Genomic DNA, 17,820 nt, shown 5'->3' on the forward strand with positions numbered 1-17,820 from the left:
TCCACTCAGCGGTAAACAGGGAAGTCTGCGCACAGCGCCGCGACGTTCTTCGCCACATCGGCTTCGACGTCTGCGTCACCGAGGTTGTCGAGGATGTCGCAGATCCAGCCGGCCAGGGCCACGCACTGCGCAACCTTGAAGCCGCGGGTGGTGACGGCCGGGGTGCCGATGCGCAGGCCCGAGGTGACGAACGGCGACTGTGGGTCGTTCGGCACGGCGTTCTTGTTGACGGTGATGTGCGCGCGGCCCAGGGCGGCGTCGGCATCTTTGCCGGTGAGGCCCTGGCGGATCAGGCTGACCAGGAACAGGTGGTTGTCGGTGCCACCGGACACCACGTCGTAGCCGCGGTCGATGAACACCTGGGCCATGGCCTGGGCGTTTTCGATCACTTGTTGCTGGTAGGCCTTGAAGCCAGGCTCCAGCGCTTCCTTGAAGCACACGGCCTTGGCGGCAATCACGTGCATCAGCGGGCCGCCCTGGGCGCCCGGGAATACAGCGGCGTTCAGCTTCTTCTCGATCTCTTCGTTCGACTTGGCCAGGATCAGGCCGCCACGAGGGCCGCGCAGGGTCTTGTGGGTGGTGGTGGTAACCACATCGGCGAACGGGATCGGGTTCGGGTACAGGCCAGCGGCAACCAGGCCGGCTACGTGGGCCATGTCGACGAACAGCAGCGCACCGACCTTGTCGGCAATGGCGCGGAAGCGTGGGAAGTCGAGGATCTTGGAGTAGGCCGAGAAACCGGCAACGATCATTTTCGGCTTGTGCTCGACCGCCAGGCGCTCGACTTCGTCGTAGTCGATCAGGCCGGTGTCGGTGTTGATGCCGTACTGCACGGCGTTGTACAGCTTGCCCGAGGACGACACTTTTGCGCCGTGGGTCAGGTGGCCACCGTGGGCCAGGCTCATGCCGAGGATGGTGTCACCGGCTTGCAGCAGGGCCAGGTAGACGGCGCCGTTGGCCGACGAGCCGGAGTGCGGCTGGACGTTGGCGTAGTCGGCACCGAACAGCTGCTTGGCGCGCTCGATGGCCAGGGCTTCTACCTTGTCCACGTGCTCGCAGCCACCGTAGTAGCGCTTGCCTGGGTAGCCCTCGGCGTACTTGTTGGTCAGGCCGCTGCCTTGGGCCTGCATGACGCGCTTGCTGGTGTAGTTCTCCGAAGCGATCAGCTCGATGTGATCTTCCTGGCGCTGTTCTTCGGCATTCATCGCCGCCAGCAGTGCGTCGTCGTAACCCTGGATCTGGTCTTGCTTGCTGAACATCGTGTATCTCCCGGCAGCGATCGTTTTTTTGTCGTGGGGCACTGTGACCCTTTGTGGCGATGGTATGACTGGCGGGGTCGGGTCAGATGCCTGCGCACGCCTTGCAATGGCGCGTTTACGACATTCTCTTTGTGCCGCCCATGCTGGCCCCTTCGCGGGCGCGCCCGCTCCCACAGTGATTGGCGTGTGCAGGACCATTGTGGGAGCGGGCGTGCCCGCGAAGAGGCCGGCACAGAATGAACAGAAATCGCTGTACGGGTTGTATAGGCAACCGCTGAATCGATGGTTTAGAGTGCTGTTCTGCGTCGTTCACAGGACCGTGTCATGACAGATAAGAGCCAACAATTCGCCAGCGACAACTATTCCGGTATCTGCCCCGAAGCCTGGGCGGCGATGGAGAAGGCCAACCACGGCCACGACCGCGCCTATGGCGACGATCAGTGGACCGAGCGCGCCTCGGAATACTTCCGCAACCTGTTCGAAACCGACTGCGAGGTGTTTTTCGCCTTCAACGGTACCGCCGCCAACTCCCTGGCCCTGGCCTCGCTGTGCCAGAGCTACCACAGCGTGATCTGTTCCGAGACTGCCCACGTCGAAACCGACGAATGCGGCGCGCCGGAGTTTTTCTCCAACGGCTCCAAGCTGCTGACGGCGGCCAGCGTCAACGGCAAGTTGACCCCGCAGTCGATCCGCGAAGTGGCACTGAAGCGCCAGGACATCCACTACCCAAAGCCGCGCGTGGTAACCATCACCCAGGCCACCGAGGTGGGTACGGTGTACCGCCCCGATGAGCTCAAGGCCATCAGCGCCACCTGCAAGGAGCTGGGCCTGAACCTGCACATGGACGGCGCGCGCTTTACCAATGCCTGCGCGTTCCTGGGCTGTAGCCCGGCCGAGCTGACCTGGAAGGCCGGCGTCGACGTGTTGTGCTTTGGCGGCACCAAGAACGGCATGGCCGTGGGTGAAGCGATCCTGTTCTTCAACCGCCAGCTGGCCGAGGACTTCGACTACCGCTGCAAGCAGGCCGGGCAACTGGCGTCGAAAATGCGCTTCCTGTCGGCGCCGTGGGTGGGCCTGCTGGAAGACGGCGCCTGGTTGCGCCATGGCAACCACGCCAACCATTGCGCGCAGTTGCTGGCGTCGCTGGTGAGTGACTTGCCGGGGGTGGAACTGATGTTCCCGGTGGAGGCCAACGGGGTGTTCCTGCAAATGCCGGAGCACGCGATTGAAGCGCTGCGCGGCAAGGGCTGGCGGTTCTATACCTTTATCGGCAGCGGCGGGGCGCGGTTCATGTGTTCCTGGGACACCGAGGAAGAGCGGGTGCGCGAGCTGGCGGCGGATATCCGCAGCATCATCACCGCCTGACAGGTCCCAATCGCCGGCAAGCCAGCTCCCACATGGAGGTGATCCTGTAGGAGCTGGCTTGCCGGCGATGAAGCCCACACCGATCTAAAGCCTGAACCCGCCCATCTGCCGAGCCAGGTCATCAGCCAAGCCACGCAACGCCTGGCACTCCTCGCGGCAGCCCTGCACCTCTGCCGCCGTCTCCCGCGCCAGGTCGGAAATGCCCTGCACCGTGCGGTTGATTTCCTCAGTCACCGCCGACTGCTCTTCAGTCGCCGTGGCCACCTGATGGTTCATGTCGCTGATGTGTTCCACCTGGTCGGTAATCGCCCCCAGCGACGCCCCGGTGCGCTGGCTCGACTCCACCCCACTGCCGGTCGCCTGCTGCCCCGCCTGCATCGAGCTCACCGCCGAACCCGCGCCCTGCTTCAGGCGCTGGATCATCTGTTGCACTTCGTCGGTGGATAGCTGCGTGCGCCGCGCCAGCGTGCGCACTTCGTCGGCCACCACAGCAAACCCGCGGCCCATTTCCCCTGCCCGCGCAGCCTCGATGGCGGCGTTCAGCGCCAGCAAATTGGTTTGCTCGGAAATACTGCGGATAACCGCCAGCACTTCATCGATAGAGGCGACTTCGTCGGCCAACTGGCTGACTGCATCGGCTGCCTTGACGATGTCGCCCGACATGCCCTCGATGCCCTGAATTGAACGCCGTACCACCTCGCGCGCCTGCAAGGCCTCATCCCGTGCCGACTGCGAGGCCTGCGCTGCATCACCGGCATTGCGGGCAATGTCCTGCACGGTCAGGCCCATTTCATGTACGGCAGTGGCAACCATTTCGGTCATTTCCTGCTGCCGCCCGGAGCGCTCGGCCGTGTTTTCCACCACCTGGGTCACCTGCTCAACCGCCCGATGCAGCCGTTCGGATGTCTGCAACACCTCGCCAATCAGGCTGCGCTGGCTGTCGAGAAAGCGGTTGAAGCCCCGGGCCAGGTCACCCAGTTCGTCCTGGCGCGAATCATCCAGGCGGTGGCTGAGGTCGCCTGCGCCACTGCCAATCTGCACCAGCGCAGCGGTAACGCGGCGCACAGGCCGCACCAGGCCCCGCGCCAGCAGCACCACCAGCAGCAGCGACACAAGCGCCACGGCGCCACCGATCAGGCTGGTCAGCCATACCGCCTGATGCATTTGTGCGTAGATTTCCGACTCCGGCACCTCGGCCACCAGCGTCCAGTTGAGGTCACGCAGGGGCAGGCCCAGCGCCAGGTAGCGCTCGCCGTCACGGCTGAAACGGCTGTTGCGCAGGCCTTCGCCGCCGGTCATCACGGCCTTGGCAGCGTCCGTGCCGAGCTGCTCGGAGAGCTGGCGCTTGCCGCTGAAAGCAGCGTCCGGGTGCACCTGGATCAGGCCGTCGTTACGTACCAGGAAGACCTTGCCATGCTCGCCAAAGCTGAAGTCGTGAATCAGCTGCGACAGCTCGGTCATGCGCAGGCCCATGCCGGCCACGCCCACCAGCTTGCCGGCCTTTTCCACGCGATAGTCGATAAACAGCGCCAGCTCGCCAGTGGCACCGTCAATGTCGATATTGATAAACCGTTCGGCGCCGCTGTCGATGTAGCCGTAGAACCATTTGTCCTTGGAGTTGCTGCGGCTGAGGGTGCGGTCCAGGCCATTCTCGTTGTAGTAGTGGCCGGTTTCGGTCGAGGCAAACAAGGTGGTGAAGGCCCGGTTACGCTGTTTGGCGGCGCCCAGGTATTCGATGAATGCCGCAGCCTGGGCGGGGTCTTCACCGGCTGCCAGCCAGTCGCGCAGCAAGGTGTTGCCGGCAATGTCCGCCGCAGCCACCAGTGGCTGGCCGAGCATGCGTTCGATGTCGTTGCGGATCGCCTCGACACTGGCGGGCAGGGCAGTGTCGACCAGGTAGCGGTCGGTGAGGCGGTTGAGCGCCACGGTGAAGATGATGACCACCACCAGGATGCTGGCCAGCAGGGCGGCGCCCATGCTGGTGATCAACTGCCACTGGATGCTTTTACGCAAGATACGCATGCCCCTACCCCCCGCACATTATTGTTTTGCGAGAAGTGTATACACTTGCGTATCCAGTTAATCCAGTGACCTGGAACAATGAGATGGGGCTTTGGGGCTGCTGCGCAGCCCATTCGCAGCACAAGGCTGCTCCTACAGGGGAATGCATAACCCCTGGAGGAGCGGCCTTGGGCCTTTCAGCTATCGATCAGGACTCTGCAATAGTCCGCACGATGGCGTCCACCGTGGCGTCGATCTGCGCCTGGGTACGCGCAAGGGTCTGCTGGTGTTCTTTCTGCAGTTCAACCTGTTTGGAGCACAGGTTAAGGGCAGCCAGCACCAGCAATTTGTCACCGATCAGGGTCGGGTACTGACGCTTGGTTTCGTTCAGGGCGGTGTTGAGCATCCGCACCGCCTGGGCCAGGGTTTCTTCCTGGCCTTCGGGCGCCTTGATCGAATAGTCGATGCCGAGAATCGACACCACATTGACCGGCTGCTCTTGCAATCTCATGCGCCAACAACGCCAGCGCTGGCGCGATCAACCAGGGCCTGCAGGCGAGCGGCGGTGCTGCCGTTCTTCTCTTCCTGCTCCATCAGCGACAGCTGCAGGGTTTCGTTCTCTTCCTTGGCCTGGGCCAGTTGCGTGCCGAGGGCAGCGTTCTGCTCGGTGAGTTGAGCGTTTTTCTGCATCAGGTCGCTGACCAGTTGCTCGATTTGATTCAGGGAAGCTTCCAGCATGGGTCTATCTCAGGTTGTTGCGAGGGGCGCACACGATAAAGAAAAGCGCGGCCCATCGCCATTAAAAATCGGATTCACAAGGTGTCTGGCCCGCAGATTGACAGGGTAATCACCCCCTTGTTCCGACCTGGGTCAACCGCCGGTCAGGAAAAGGTTAGCTACCTCACAATTTTTGCGGGTTGCACTCAAGACTGGCCAGTCACGACCGATAGCCCGGCAAGTCATGTTTTGTCGCACTTTGCGCACTCTTTATCCCTTGCCTGGATCCTCCTCTCCATGTCTCTACGTAACATGAATATCGCCCCGCGCGCGCTGCTCGGCTTTGCGCTTATCGGCCTGCTGATGCTTGGCCTCGGTGTCTTCTCGCTGGTGCAGATGGGCAACATCCGTCAGGCGGGCGTGGCCATCGAGCAAGTCAGTGTGCCCAGCATCAAGATCCTCGACGAAATCACCGCGCTTAACCTGCGCATGCGCACCCTCTCCTACCGCCTGCTGACCAACCGCGAGCCTGCAATCCAAAGCGATACCCTCAACCTGCTGGCCCAGCGCAACAGCCAGATCGACCGCGCACGCCAGGCCTACCTGCCAATGATCGGCGCCGCCGACGAACAGGCCGCGTTCGACCAGTACGGCCAGTTGCTTGACCAGTACCGCCAACTGGAATCGCGCATGCGCAGCCTGAGCCAGGCCGACCGCGTCGACGAACTGCGCGACCTGCTCAACCGCGACCTGTTGGCCAACTCCGAACAGATCAACAAGGTCATGGACACGCTGGTGCGCATCAACACCGACCAGACCCGCGCCACTAACGAGAAAGCCGCCAGCCAATACGCTGCGGCCTTTGCCTTGGTTATCGGCCTGCTGGTTGCCGCCACCGTGCTGACCTTCGCCTGCGCCTTCCTGCTGACCCGCAGCATCGTCAAGCCGATCGATGAGGCGCTCAAGTGCGCAGAGCAAGTCGCCGACGGTGACCTGACCCATGTCATCCGCGCCGAGGGTACTGATGAAGCCGCGCGTTTGCTGCGCGCCATGGCCCGCATGCAGGACAAGCTGCGCGACACCCTGCAGCAGATCGCAGGCTCTGCCACCCAGCTGGCCTCAGCCGCCGAAGAGCTGAATGCCGTCACCGACGAAAGTGCCCGTGGCCTGCAACAGCAGAACAACGAGATTGAACAGGCCGCCACCGCCGTCACCGAAATGACCAGCGCGGTGGAGGAAGTGGCGCGCAACGCCGTGAGCACCTCGGAAGCGTCCAGTGAAGCCAGCCGCTCCACCGGCGACGGCCGCGACCTGGTGATGGAGACCGTGGGCGCCATCGAGCGCATGAGCGGTGATGTGCAGGCCACTGCCAAACTGATCACTCACCTGGCCGAACAGTCGCGCGACATTGGCAAGGTACTCGACGTGATCCGTGGCCTGGCCGACCAGACCAACCTGCTGGCGCTCAACGCTGCCATCGAGGCGGCGCGTGCTGGCGAAGCGGGCCGTGGTTTTGCCGTGGTGGCGGATGAAGTGCGCGCACTGGCGCACCGCACCCAGCAGTCGACCAGCGAAATCGAGCGGATGATCGGCAGCATCCAGGGCGGTACCGAAGAGGCGGTCGAATCGATGCGCACCAGCACCGAACGCGCCGAGTCGACGCTGAACATCGCCAAAGGCGCCGGCATGGCGCTGGACACCATTGCCGGTGCGGTCGCGCAAATCAACGAACGTAACCTGGTAATCGCCAGCGCGGCGGAAGAGCAGGCGCAGGTGGCGCGGGAAGTGGACCGCAACCTGGTGAACATCAATGACCTGTCGGTGCAGAGCGCTACCGGTGCCCATCAGACCAGTGCGGCGAGTGCAGAGCTGTCGCGCCTGGCTGTGGACCTGAATGGTCTGGTAGCCCGTTTCCGCACCTGAAAAAGTTGGGGCCGCTTTGCGGCCCCCGGCAATCTCGGATCAGTGGATCAGTAATCGATCCGCACATCCCCTTTCGGCACGCTGCAGCACGACAGGATGTAGCCCTCGGCTTCATCCTCTTCGGTAATGCCGCCGTTGTGCTCCATCTCTACTTCGCCGCCCAGTTTGAGCACCTTGCAGGTGCCGCAGATGCCCATGCCGCAAGCTTTGGGGATCATCAGGCCAACTTTGGCTGCCGCAGCATGCACGGTCTCGCCCGGGGCAACGCGGATGCTCTTGTCGCTGCCGATGAACTCCACCAGGTTGAGGTCGGAAATATCCAGCTCCGGTGCATCGGCCGCCTGCTCGGCGTGCTCCACTGCATCGGCCTTGGCCTCTGGTGGCGTCGCGCCGAACGACTCCTCGTGGTAGTTCTTCATGTCGAAGCCGACCGCTTCGAGCATGCGCTTGACTGCCGTCATGTAAGGCGTCGGGCCGCAGCAGAACACCACGCGCTCCATGTAGTCCGGCGCAATCAGCTCCATCAGCCGCTGGTTCAGGTAACCGCGGTACCCCGCCCATGGCTCGCCCAGGCCATGCTTTTCGCAAATGATGTGCAGGCTGAAGTTGGGGATGCGCGAAGCCATCTGTTCCAGCTCGCGGTGGTAGATGATGTCCTTCGGCGAACGGGCGCTGTGCACGAACACCATGTCGACATTGGCGTTGGTGTCGTAGAACCAGCGCGCCATCGACATCACCGGGGTAATGCCCACACCGCCAGACAGGTACAGCGCCTTGCCCGCCGGGAAGTCGATGGCGTTGAACAGCCCCACCGGGCCGTGCACCGGCAGCTCGGCGCCTTCGTGCATGGTGTCGTGCAGGAAGTTTGACACCAGGCCGCCCGGCACGCGCTTGACGGTGATCGAGAAGCTGTACGGCACCGACGGCGAACTGGAGATGGTGTAGGAGCGCATCACCGGCTTGCCTTCGATCTCCAGCTCCAGGGTGACGAACTGCCCGGGCTTGAAGAAAAACATGATCGGCTGATCGGCCATGAAGCAGAAAGTGCGCACGTCCCAGGTCTCCTGGATGACCTTGACGCAGCGCACGATGTGGCGGCCGTTGGCCCAGGTCTGGGTGGTGACCGGATTGAGGAAGGTATCGGACATGTTCATCTCCAGCAGCCGACTATCGGGCTTTTTATGGCTTGGATAATGCGCAAGCTGAGAGCGACGTACATTCCTGCCAGCGACATCGGCGTGCTTATCGCGACCAGCCCCGCGCTACAAGGGCTGGCGCGTCGTAATTCAAATCGGCCATGTCGCCCATGGATACGGTTCGTAGCAGCTTCGGACGCACACTCCACGGCAAATAAACACGCCAGCTGTTTAAACAAAGAGCCGCTGAAAAAAAAGCCTTGCGGCAACAACAACGATTAGCCACCTTTTGCCGGCCGCACACGGCCCCGAGGAATACACGATGGACGTCACCGCAACCCTGAGCCTGGGCGATCCACTGGAACCTGCACGCAAGGCCACCGCCGAGATGCTGCAGACCCGCGAGCGCACCTACTCGCTGCCCCAGCCTTTCTACACCGACGAGCGTCTGTTCCAGATCGACATGCAGGAGATCTTCCAGAAAGAATGGTTGATCGCCGGCATGACTTGCGAAATTCCGGCGAAAGGTAACTACATCACCCTGCAGATCGGCAAAAACCCGATCCTGGTGGTGCGTGGTGCCGAAGGCAAGGTGCACGCCTTCCATAACGTCTGCCGCCACCGTGGTTCGCGTTTGTGCGTCAGCGACAAAGGCAAGGTGGCCAAGCTGGTCTGCCATTACCACCAGTGGACCTACGAACTGGACGGCCGCCTGCTGTTCGCTGGCACCGAAATGGGCGCCGACTTCGACATGAAGGAGTACGGCCTGAAGCCAGTGCATGTGAAGGTGGCCGGTGGCTACATCTTCATCAGCCTGGCAGAAAACCCGCCTGCCATCGACGAGTTCCTGGCCACCCTGGAACACTACATGGAACCGTACGACATGGAGAACACCAAGGTGGCGGTGCACACCACCTTGATGGAAAAGGCCAACTGGAAGCTGGTGCTGGAAAACAACCGCGAGTGCTACCACTGCAGCGGTTCGCACCCGGAGCTGCTGCAAACCCTGCTGGAGTGGGACGACACCAACGACCCGCGCGCCAGCCAGGAATTCAAGGACCACGTGGCCGCTTCGGCCGCCGCCTGGGAAGCCGAAAAGATCCCGTATCTGCACAAGAGCCACGGCCTGCGTAACCGTATCGTGCGCATGCCGCTGCTCAAAGGCACGGTATCGATGACCATGGACGGCAAGCAGGCCTGCCAGAAGCTGATGGGCCGCATCAAGAACCCGGACCTGGGCTCGATGCGCATCCTGCACCTGCCGCACTCGTGGAACCACTGCATGGGCGACCACATGATCGTGTTCACCGTGTGGCCGATCAGCGCCCAGGAAACCATGGTCACCACCAAGTGGCTGGTGCACAAGGACGCCGTGGAAGGTGTGGACTACGACCCAGAGCGCATGCGCAAGGTGTGGGACGCCACCAACGACCAGGACCGCCGCCTGGCGGAAGAAAACCAGCGTGGCATTAATTCCACGGCGTACCAGCCTGGGCCGTACTCGAAAACCTACGAGTTTGGCGTGGTGAACTTCATTGACTGGTACAGCCAGCGGGTTTTGAACAACCTGGGGGCGGAACCGGCGCCGTATCTGAAGGAGGTGCAGGCGCAGTAACCCGTACCACCCACTGGCAGGGCAAATTGCCGTGCCAGTGGGTTTATCGTCGCCTTATGTCCCGATTCGGAGACGGAGGCGGCGCACTGGGTTCAGTACCCCAGCGACGCCATGCATCAATAGCTGCTCGACCTGCCGAAGCGATCCTGGCCCCGAGTGCCGTGCCTCTGCCCCACACGTACGAAGCCCCTTCGACAACCATGCGCACACCGGTGACTTCATAGAATGTCTCCCAGGCTACCCTTACCCCCGACACTCCGGGCTGTCCTACCCCCCTCCATACAGCCTGTGCCGCCTCGGCGTTGGAGAACAAGCCACCGCTGATGTTCCCAATTGCGTTGCCCAGCCCCAGGCGACGGCCGTTACTGGTCAGTACATTACCAATCCACCCTTGTTCGACACCGCTCAATGCGGTGCCTGCAACCCCCATTCCTCCTGTGTAGAAAAGGCTTGTATTACCAATCCGGGATCTTAGGCTCGGCTCGGTGTAGGGCGTACCGGAATGCTGGCTTTGCAAGCGGGCGACCACGTTTCTGGCCGTTCGTGTGACAGCCCCGCCCAGCGTCACCGAACTTGAAAACATGCTTATGCCACTGAGCACCGGGCTAATCACGTCGACCTGGGGGCGGGCGGACCGGGTGGCCGGGACGGCGCCACTGGGGTCGACCCGGTTGATCGGGTCGCCACCGCAGTAGGCATAGGCATTCAGCCCACCCTCCGAGAAAGGGCTGAGTGAGTCGGCAGAGTGAAAGCGCATCAGCACAGGGTTGTAGGTTCGCCGGCCATTGCCCAGGTGATAGCAACCCGTCAGGCGATCGACCATCTGCCCGGCGAAGGCAATATTCCTTGCACCAGCATAGGCCCCGTATGCTGAATACGACCTTGGAGTCCCGCCCATGTGGGTAGGGATAACGGGTTGCAGCATGCCATGCATGATGAACGCTCAGCCGATAGTGATCGCTCATTCTACTCGCCTGAAACAGGACTGCTAACTGATAGAAATGATAGGTTCTTGGTACTTATTCACAGGTTCTGACTTGGGTGATCCTGAGTTTTTACCTGCACTCACCAAGAACGTAAGCCAGAGCAGTGTTAGAGCCCGATTGGCTGTTTTCTGATCAAAGCATTCGAAGACAGGAACGGCGGGGCCTACAGCCGCTCTCAAACAGATTATCCACAGAGCGGCTAACAGAGATTGTGGGAAAGCCTCGACAAGAACCAGCATTGACCGCCTCAGGCGAAGCCGGCGGAAGCTGATCATTTTATGATCTAAACCGTGTAAGCGCCGTTATATAAGGCTCCTAGCCATGCACCAACAATTTATCCACACCTTGGCGAACAGATTCCGTGGGCAAAACGGAGCGTACCTGACAGTTCGTCCAGTTTGCTGGAATCCAGGCATGTGACGGGGGAAATGAATAACTTATACACAGGGGACTGGGCTATGGATTGTGCCGCAGGGGCCGCAGCGCGGCCCCAGGATCTGGATTCTGCCTCAGGATTGTCAGGGGGCTGCCAAGCGGCCCATCGCGTCACACAGGCCGCCCCCAGGGGACTCAGCGCAATACGCCCTCTTCCACCAGCAACTTGAGGATTGCCTCAGCGCCTTCCTGCGGCGAAACGTCCTTCAGCACCTTGCCACCACCGCCACTGGCCTTGGCCGTCGCGGCCTTCATGCGGTCGGCGCCACTCTTGGCCTTGATCACCTTCAAGCGCTTGGGCCTTGGACGGGCCGGTTGCAGCTCGGCGTCAGCCAACAGCTCATCTTCGACAATGGCCACGTTACGCGCCGCCAATACCCCCCGACGCGCAGGCCCAAAAGCGCTCTGGCGCGGCTTGGGCGCCGCGTTATCCACAGTCGCTAACAACGGCAGGCGCACTTTCAGCCGGCGCCGCTGACCCCGCGGCAAGGCCTGCAATACCTGAGCGGTGCCGTTCTCGATCGACTCCACCTCGGCCAACCCCACGATCAACGGCCAGCCAAGCTTTTCGGCCAGCAGAAATGGCAACATGCCCGACCCTTCCCCCGTCTCGGCCTGGCTACCGGTCAGCACCAGCTGTGCTCCGGCGTCGCGCAGGTAATCCCCCAGCACGCCCAGCACATCGGCACCGGCCGGCTGCTCGAGCACGTCAAGATGGTCCAGGCCCATGCCCAGGTAGGCGCGCAATGCTTCTTCCTGTGGGTTGCCGGCATGTACCACCTGCAAGTTATCCCCAGCCAGCTGCAAACCCAGTTCCACGGCGCGGGCATCCTGCTCGGCGCGGCGGGCGCGCCCGGAGCTTGGGTGAGCACCGATGGAAACCAGGCTGATCACTTTCGTACTCATGCTCGTGCCCTTATGCCGCGTCGCGCTGACCGCCGCTGCGGTAGTTGTCCACAGCCTCGATCAATGCCTTGAGAATCGCCGAACTGTCGCCAATCACCGACAGGTCCGCCCGTTTGATCATGTCGCAACCCGGGTCCATGTTGATCGCCACCACCTTGTCGCAGGCGCCGATGCCCTGCAGGTGCTGGATGGCACCCGAGATACCCACAGCCACGTACACCCGCGCGGTAACCCAGGTGCCGGTAGCACCCACCTGGCGGTTGCGCGGCATGAAGCCGTCGTCCACCGCCACCCGCGAGGCGCCTTCGGTGGCGCCAAGGGCTGCGGTGGCCTGGTGGTACAGGTCCCAGTCCTTGACCCCGTTGCCGCCCGAGATGATGAACTCGGCCTCGGCCATGGCAATGGTGGCCGGGTCCACGGCCACCGAGCCCAGGTCTTCGATGCGCGACAGGCTGCGCGCCACGCTTGTGGACAACTCCACCGGCAAGGCTTCGTGACGGGTTTCGCTAACCGGCTCGGCGCACTCGGCAGCCGCCAGGATCAGGCGTGGCACCGCGCGTTGCAGGTCTTGCTGGCCGGCACCGGCGCGGCCGATGCACTGGCCGTCCTTGACCTGCCATACGCGCGTGGCGGGGCGTTCGCCCAGCGACGCGCCCAGGCGTCGACCCAGTTCGCCGCCCCCGGTGCGGCTGTCAGGCAGCAGCCAGTGGCGCGGGGTGAACTGGTTATCCACAGCCCGCAGGCCCTGCACCAGTTGCTCCGGTGCATAACCCTCGAAGGCCTCGCCCTCGAGGACCAGCAGACGGTCGACGCCAGCTGTGGAAAAGTTGCTTTCCTTGTGCTCGTTAAAGACCACCGCCAGCACCGCGCCGTCACTACCGGCCAGGCTGTGGGCCAGGCCGAGCAGGTCGCGGTCGTGGCTGCTCAGGCGGCCACCGACCATGTCCGGCACCACCGCGATGTAGAACGCGGGCGCCGATACCTGGTGCAGCGGCAGCTTGACCTCTGCCGCCGCCGTGCGCCGCCCGCCCACACCGGTACCCTGCTGGGCGCCGCTACGGTCGATGCGCTTGATGCCGGCCGGCCCGATGAAGCCTGCGGCAATCGCATGAGGGTTCTTGCGGATGAGGCCATTGGGCCCCATCCAGCTGGTTTGTTGCGTCTGCATGGCCGCATGCAGCGGGTGCAGGCGGTTACGGGCGATCCACTCGGCGCGTGGGTCGCGGCGGATAATATCGCTCATCAGTGCACCTCCGCAGGTTCACGTTTGGCCGTTTGCGGCTTTGCGGCAGACGGTGCGTCCTCTTCGATCAGCACGTCGGCCACCAACTCGGCCAGGTCCTTGATCTGTGGGCGCGGCTCGACCACGCCTTCGAGCATGGCGGTGCACTGTGGGCAACCCACGGCCACCAACTCGGCCTCGGTTTCGCGAATGTCGTCCATGCGCATGTCGGGGATACGCTGCTTGCCCGGGATGTCGGTGATCGGCGCACCGCCGCCACCGCCGCAGCAACGGGAACGGAAGCCCGAGCGCTGCATCTCGCGCACTTCGATACCCAGCGCCTTGAGCACTTCACGCGGCGCTTCGTACTCACCGTTGTAGCGGCCCAGATAGCACGGGTCATGGTAGGTGATGCTGCCGCCCTTGTGCTGGCCGAGGTTGAGCTTGTTGGCCGCGATCAGTTCGGCCATGTAGGTGCTGTGGTGCTGCACCTGGTACTCGCCGCCCAATGCGCCGTACTCGTTCTTCAGCACATGGAAGCTGTGCGGGTCGCAGGTGACGATGCGCTGGAACTGGTACTTGGCCAGGGTCTGGATGTTGCGTTTGGCCAGTTGCTGGAAGGTCGCTTCGTCACCCAAGCGACGGGCCACGTCGCCACTGTCGCGTTCTTCCAGGCCGAGCACGGCAAAGTCCACGCCCGAGGCCTTCAGTACTTTGACAAACGAACGCAGCGTGCGCTGGTTGCGCATGTCGAAGGCACCGTCGCCAACCCAGAACAGCACTTCGGTGGTTTTCACCTCCGACAGCAGTTTCAGGTTGAGGTCGGCTGCCCAGTTCATGCGACCGCCGGGGGCGAAGCCGCCGGGGTTGTCGGTGGCGATCAGGTTATCCAGTACCTCGGCGCCCTTGTTCGGGGTGGCGCCCTTTTCCAAGGTGAGGTGGCGGCGCATGTCGACGATGGCATCGACGTGCTCGATCATCATCGGGCATTCCTCGACGCAGGCACGGCAGGTGGTGCACGACCACAGCGTTTCAGCGTCGACCAGGCCATTGACGATCGGCTGGTGCGGATGGCCGCCGTGTTCACCAATCGGCTTGCCCGGGTAAGGGCTGCCGGCAAACTTGGCGTCCGTGCCACCGGCCAGGCCGATGACCATGTCCTGAATGAGCTTTTTCGGGTTCAGCGGCTGGCCAGCGGCAAAGGCCGGGCACATGGCTTCACATTTACCGCACTGCACGCAGGCGTCGAAGCCCAGCAGCTGGTTCCAGGTGAAATCCGCCGGCTTTTCCACGCCCAGTGGAGCGGTCGGGTCTTCCAGGTCCAGCGGCTTGAGGCCGGTGGAGCGTCCGCCGCCAAAGCGCTCGGCGCGGCGGTGCCAGGCCAGGTGCAGCGCACCGGCGAAGGCGTGCTTCATCGGGCCGCCCCAGGTCATGCCGAAGAACAGCTCCGACACGCCCCACAGCACGCCCAGGCCGAGCACTGCCACCATCACCCAGCCACCCGTGTTGGCAGGCAGGATGCCGGCGACCGGCAGGGTGGCAATGAAGAAGCTTACGGCAAACACCAGCAGGCTCTTCGGCAAGCGCATCCACGGGCCTTTGGACAGGCGCGCAGGCGGGTTGAGGCGGCGCTTGAAGACAAAGATGGCGCCAGTGAACATGATCACCGTGGCCACCAGCAGCGCGTAGCCGAGGATTTTGCTCTGCAGGCCAAAGCCATGCACCAGGATCGCCAGCGCGGCCGACAGCACGAAGCCGCCAGCGGTGGCCACGTGGGTCTTGGACATGTACTTGTCGCGCTCGACGACGTGGTGCAGGTCCACCAGGTAACGGCGCGGCATGGCCAGCAGGCCGCCGATCAGGTCGACCTTGGAGGCCCGGCCACGCCGCCACATGCGCACCCGGCGCAGGGCGCCGAGCACCGCCAGGCCAAGGGCAGCGAACAGCAGGATGGGTAGAAGGGTGTTCAACATGGGAGGCTCCCACAACAGCTAGATTCTTGCGCCACCCCAAAGGCCAGCGCGGACCCCTGTAGGAGCGGCCTTGTGCCGCGAAAGGGCCGCGTAGCGGCCCCAGCATCCTTGATACTGATGAAATGCTGGGGCCGCTTCGCGACCCTTTCGCGGCACAAGGCCGCTCCTACAGGGGGGCCAGTCCCGCCTCTAGAAAGGCGGTGCGATCAGAAATCCTTGCACAGGCGCAAGGCGTCGTAGATCGCCGCATGCACGTTGCGCTGGGCCACGCAGTCGCCGATGCGGTACAGCAGGTAACCTTCGCCCGGCTGGCTGAGGATCGGCTGTGGCTTGATGGCAAACAGCGCCTCCACATCGATCTGGCCCTTGTTGCGCGAGCCCTCTTTCAGCGCGTAGTACAGCGCTTCATCAGGCCGCACACCGTTCTCGATCACCACCTGGTCGACCACGCGTTCTTCCTTGGCACCGGTGTACTCGTTCTCCAGCACCGCCACCAGCTTGTCGCCTTCGCGGTAGACCTTTTCCAGCATCATGTCGCCGGTCATGATCACTTCTTTCGGGTACATGCTGCGGTAGTAGGTCGGGAAGGTCGTGCCGCCCATGGCCACGCCCGGCTTGATGTCGTCGGTGACGATCTCGACCTGGCTGCCTTTGTCGGCAATGTAGTCTGCTGCCGACATGCCGGTGAATTCACAAATGGTGTCGTACACCAGCACGTTCTTGCCCGGCGCAACCTTGCCGTCGAGCACGTCCCAGCTGCTGACCACCAGCCCTTCGGCAGCGCCCCAGTGCTCGTTCTGCTCGACGAACGGATGGCCGCCCACCGCCAGCACGATAACGTCCGGGCGCAGGTCCTGGATGGCGTCCACGCTGGCAGCGGTGCCCAGGCGCAGGTCCACTTTCAGGCGCGCCAGCTCCAGCTGGTACCAGCGGGTGATGCCGGCGATCTGGTCACGCTGCGGTGCCTTGGCGGCAATGGTGATCTGCCCGCCGATCTGGTCTTTCTTCTCGAACAGGGTCACATCGTGGCCACGTTCGGCAGCCACGCGGGCTGCTTCCATGCCGGCAGGACCGGCGCCAACCACCACCACCTTGCGTTTGACGCCGGTGGTTTTTTCGATGATGTGCGGCACACCCATGTATTCACGGGAGGTCGCGGCGTTCTGGATGCACAGCACATCCAGGCCCTGGTATTGGCGGTCGATGCAGTAGTTGGCACCGACGCACTGCTTGATCTGGTCAATCTGGCCCATCTTGATCTTGGCGATCAGGTGCGGGTCGGCCATGTGCGCACGGGTCATGCCGACCATGTCCACGTAGCCGCCTTCAAGAATGCGCGTGGCCTGGTTCGGGTCCTTGATGTTCTGCGCGTGCAGTACCGGGACCTTGACCACTTCCTTGATGCCGGCTGCCAGGTGCAGGAACGGCTCTGGCGGGTAGCTCATGTTCGGGATGACGTTGGCCAGGGTGTTGTGGGTGTCGCAACCCGAGCCGACCACGCCAATGAAGTCGAGCATGCCGGTGCCGTCGTAATACGCGGCGATCTGTTTCATGTCCTCGTGGCTGAGGCCATCAGGGTGGAACTCGTCGCCACAGAGACGCATGCCCACGCAGAAGTCGTCGCCCACTTCAGCGCGCACGGCTTTAAGTACTTCCAGGCCGAACTTCATGCGGCCTTCAAACGTGCCGCCCCATTCGTCGGTACGCTTGTTGACCCGCGGGCTCCAGAACTGGTCGATCATGTGCTGGTGCACGGCCGACAGTTCCACGCCGTCCAGGCCGCCCTCTTTGGCACGCCGCGCAGCCTGCGCGTAGTTGCCGATGACGCGCCAGATCTCTTCCACCTCGATGGTCTTGCAGGTGGCGCGGTGCACCGGTTCGCGGATGCCCGACGGCGACATCAGGGTCGGCCAGTTGAAGCCGTCCCAGCGCGAGCGACGGCCCATGTGGGTAATCTGGATCATGATCTTGGCGCCATGCTTGTGCATGGCGTCGGCCAGGTTCTGGAAGTGCGGGATGATGCGGTCGGTCGACAGGTTGACCGACGCCCACCATTCCTGCGGGCTGTCGATGGCGACGACGGACGAGCCGCCGCAGATCGCCAGGCCGATGCCGCCCTTGGCCTTCTCTTCGTAGTACTTCACGTAGCGGTCGGTCGTCATGCCGCCGTCAGTGGCGTAGACCTCGGCGTGCGCGGTGCTGAGCACACGGTTGCGGATGGTCAGTTTGCCGATCTGGATCGGCTGGAACATTGCTTCGAATGCCATGACGCTATCTCCGGC

General features: G+C 63.1%; 13 protein-coding genes and 1 pseudogene. 4 read left to right on the forward strand and 10 right to left on the reverse strand.

What is annotated here, in order from left to right; genetic code table 11:
* Positions 1-5 precede the first annotated feature (5 nt).
* Entirely contained in the window at positions 6-1,259 is a 1,254-nt protein-coding gene (locus tag SB765_RS18510) for a serine hydroxymethyltransferase (protein WP_341797344.1), read from the reverse strand.
* A gap of 324 nt (positions 1,260-1,583) precedes the next feature.
* Between SB765_RS18510 and SB765_RS18515 the strand changes: the two genes are divergently transcribed.
* The gene (locus SB765_RS18515) at positions 1,584-2,624 is read left to right on the forward strand and encodes a threonine aldolase family protein (protein ID WP_043202883.1); all 1,041 of its coding nucleotides are present in this window, start codon (positions 1,584-1,586) and stop codon (positions 2,622-2,624) included.
* Positions 2,625-2,708: 84 nt separating this feature from the next.
* Here the strand turns inward: SB765_RS18515 and mcpH are convergent, their stop codons facing one another.
* The 3 genes from mcpH to SB765_RS18530 form a co-directional block, all read right to left on the reverse strand.
* Positions 2,709-4,646, reverse strand: a complete 1,938-nt coding sequence (gene mcpH / locus SB765_RS18520) for a methyl-accepting chemotaxis protein McpH (RefSeq protein WP_410931719.1) — start codon at positions 4,644-4,646, stop codon at positions 2,709-2,711.
* A gap of 187 nt (positions 4,647-4,833) precedes the next feature.
* Positions 4,834-5,136, reverse strand: coding sequence for a cell division protein ZapA (locus tag SB765_RS18525; RefSeq protein WP_016484532.1), 303 nt, complete (start codon positions 5,134-5,136; stop codon positions 4,834-4,836).
* Complete coding sequence (locus SB765_RS18530; RefSeq protein WP_019470193.1) at positions 5,133-5,363, reverse strand: hypothetical protein; 231 nt, start codon at positions 5,361-5,363, stop codon at positions 5,133-5,135. Before SB765_RS18530 ends, SB765_RS18525 begins: the two co-directional genes overlap by 4 nt.
* Before the next feature lie 291 nt (positions 5,364-5,654).
* Here SB765_RS18530 and SB765_RS18535 point away from each other — a divergent pair.
* Together SB765_RS18535 and SB765_RS18540 are read left to right on the forward strand one after the other, a co-directional pair.
* Positions 5,655-6,410 (forward strand): annotated as a pseudogene (locus SB765_RS18535) (MCP four helix bundle domain-containing protein); the annotation flags it as partial.
* Complete coding sequence (locus SB765_RS18540; RefSeq protein WP_410931774.1) at positions 6,402-7,265, forward strand: methyl-accepting chemotaxis protein; 864 nt, start codon at positions 6,402-6,404, stop codon at positions 7,263-7,265. The pseudogene SB765_RS18535 and the gene SB765_RS18540, both read left to right, overlap by 9 nt.
* A 47-nt stretch (positions 7,266-7,312) precedes the next feature.
* Here SB765_RS18540 and gbcB read toward each other — a convergent pair whose 3' ends face one another.
* Complete coding sequence (gbcB, locus tag SB765_RS18545) at positions 7,313-8,413, reverse strand: glycine-betaine demethylase subunit GbcB (RefSeq protein ID WP_049274014.1); 1,101 nt, start codon at positions 8,411-8,413, stop codon at positions 7,313-7,315.
* Between the two features lie 310 nt (positions 8,414-8,723).
* Between gbcB and gbcA the strand changes: the two genes are divergently transcribed.
* Positions 8,724-10,016, forward strand: a complete 1,293-nt coding sequence (gbcA, locus tag SB765_RS18550) for a glycine-betaine demethylase subunit GbcA (protein WP_059394973.1) — start codon at positions 8,724-8,726, stop codon at positions 10,014-10,016.
* Positions 10,017-10,059: 43 nt separating this feature from the next.
* Here the strand turns inward: gbcA and SB765_RS18555 are convergent, their stop codons facing one another.
* From SB765_RS18555 to dgcA, 5 genes are all read right to left on the reverse strand, one after another.
* The gene (locus tag SB765_RS18555; RefSeq protein WP_410931720.1) at positions 10,060-10,950 is read right to left on the reverse strand and encodes an RHS repeat-associated core domain-containing protein; all 891 of its coding nucleotides are present in this window, start codon (positions 10,948-10,950) and stop codon (positions 10,060-10,062) included.
* Positions 10,951-11,572: 622 nt separating this feature from the next.
* Entirely contained in the window at positions 11,573-12,343 is a 771-nt protein-coding gene (locus SB765_RS18560) for an electron transfer flavoprotein subunit beta (protein ID WP_016484524.1), read from the reverse strand.
* 10 nt (positions 12,344-12,353) lie between these two features.
* Positions 12,354-13,586 (reverse strand): electron transfer flavoprotein subunit alpha/FixB family protein, encoded by a 1,233-nt coding sequence (locus SB765_RS18565; protein ID WP_410931721.1) that lies wholly within the window; start codon positions 13,584-13,586, stop codon positions 12,354-12,356.
* Positions 13,586-15,538 (reverse strand): dimethylglycine demethylation protein DgcB, encoded by a 1,953-nt coding sequence (gene dgcB / locus SB765_RS18570; RefSeq protein ID WP_410931722.1) that lies wholly within the window; start codon positions 15,536-15,538, stop codon positions 13,586-13,588. Before dgcB ends, SB765_RS18565 begins: the two co-directional genes overlap by 1 nt.
* A gap of 206 nt (positions 15,539-15,744) precedes the next feature.
* Positions 15,745-17,805: a dimethylglycine demethylation protein DgcA gene (gene dgcA, locus SB765_RS18575; protein WP_341797339.1), complete on the reverse strand. Its 2,061-nt coding sequence runs from the start codon at positions 17,803-17,805 to the stop codon at positions 15,745-15,747.
* Between the last annotated feature and the right edge of the window lie 15 nt (positions 17,806-17,820).

Origin of the sequence: Pseudomonas sp. SIMBA_067, assembly GCF_046534675.1 — a bacterium.
Lineage (GTDB): Bacteria > Pseudomonadota > Gammaproteobacteria > Pseudomonadales > Pseudomonadaceae > Aquipseudomonas > Aquipseudomonas putida.